This is a genomic window from Microvirga sp. P4_G7, from assembly GCF_056401005.1.
Genome location: NZ_JBFUKD010000832.1, coordinates 1 through 1,411 on the forward strand (window position 1 = coordinate 1; position 1,411 = coordinate 1,411).

2 protein-coding genes and 1 pseudogene are annotated in these 1,411 nt (G+C 61.7%); all 3 read left to right on the top strand.

Features of this window, described 5'->3' with window-relative positions; genetic code table 11:
* Positions 1 to 101 (top strand): annotated as a pseudogene (locus AC1DT3_RS21110) (ABC transporter ATP-binding protein); the annotation flags it as partial.
* On the top strand, positions 101 to 463 hold the full coding sequence (locus AC1DT3_RS21115) for a DUF6867 family protein (RefSeq protein WP_477467147.1): 363 nt from the start codon (positions 101 to 103) through the stop codon (positions 461 to 463). The pseudogene AC1DT3_RS21110 and the gene AC1DT3_RS21115, both read left to right, overlap by 1 nt.
* Before the next feature lie 118 nt (positions 464 to 581).
* A partial coding sequence (locus AC1DT3_RS21120; protein ID WP_477467148.1) for a branched-chain amino acid ABC transporter substrate-binding protein occupies positions 582 to 1,411 on the top strand: 830 nt, incomplete at its 3' end.

Genomic DNA, 1,411 nt, shown 5'->3' on the forward strand with positions numbered 1-1,411 from the left:
ATGTGATGGTGACGGGCAACATCACCTTGAGCGGCAGCGGCAAGGAATTGCTCGACAATCCGCAGGTCCGCGCGGCCTATCTCGAAGGAGGGCACCACTGATGCAGGGCCTCATCTACGAAGAACCTTCGGTCTGGCTGTTTCTCCTCGTCACCCTCATCCTCGGCGGCGGTGCGGCATGGATGACGGGACGGGCCATCGCCCTCACCTGGCGGGCGCGTTGGCAACTGGTTCTCTACCTCCTCATCTTGGGCGCTGCCGTCCGGTTCATCCATTTCGCCCTCTTCCAGGGGACGCTCATTTCGCCGCACTATTACATCGTCGATACGATCGTTCTCCTGATTATCGGCTCCCTGAGCTTTCAGCATACGCGGGCCCGTCAGATGACGACCCAGTATCGCTGGCTATACGAACGTGTAGGGCCCTTCTCCTGGCGCGAAAAAGCGTCTCATCCCAACGGCTAAGTCCCAGAATTCCGGCGTGACTTCCGCTCAAAAAGAGTCATGATGCACCCGGACGGCGGGCGAGACCCGCTGAACCGGTCCGTTCAAGGACCTAATAAAACCCCAGAGGAGTCACCTCATGAAGAAAATGCTGTTGACCAGCGTAGCGCTTGGTCTTGGCCTCGCCTTTTCGGGCGCGGCCAACGCGCAGATCAAGATCGGCGTCGCCGGCCCCATCACGGGCCCGAACGCCGCTTTCGGCGCGCAGCTGAAGAACGGCGTCGAGCAGGCGGTGGAGGACATCAACGCAGCTGGCGGTATCAACGGCCAGAAGCTGGTGGTCGTCGTCGGCGACGACGTGTCGGATCCCAAGCAAGGCGTCTCGGTGGCGAACAAGTTCGCTGCTGAAGGCGTGAAGATGGTCGTCGGCCACTTCAACTCCGGCGTCTCGATCCCGGCCTCTCAGGTCTACGAGGAAGCCGGCATCGTGCAGGTCACCCCGGCGTCGACCAATCCGCAGTTCACCGAGCGCAAGATGTGGAACACCTTCCGCACCTGCGGCCGCGACGATCAGCAGGGCCTTGTTGCCGGCGGTTACCTCGCCGACAAGTTCAAGGGCAAGAAGGTCGCTGTCGTTCACGACAAGACCCCCTACGGAAAGGGCCTCGCCGACGAAACCCTCAAGGCCATGAACGCAAAGGGCCTGAAGGAAGTCGTCTACGAAGGCGTGAACCCGGGCGAGAAGGACTATTCCGCTCTCGTTTCAAAGCTGAAGCAGGCTGGCGTCGACGTGGTGTATTTCGGCGGCCTTCACACGGAAGCCGGCCTCATCATCCGCCAGATGCGCGATCAGGGCCTCAACGCTCCGATGATGTCGGGTGACGGCATCGTGTCGGCCGAGTTCGTCTCGATCGCCGGCCCGGGCGCCGACGGCACGCTCATGACCTTCTCGCCGGATCCGCGTAAGAA

What these genes read in the sequence shown, in the direction of transcription:
- AC1DT3_RS21115 (WP_477467147.1), top strand. Translation starts at nt 101, where the DNA reads ATGCAGGGCCTCATCTACGAAGAACCTTCGGTCTGGCTGTTTCTCCTC.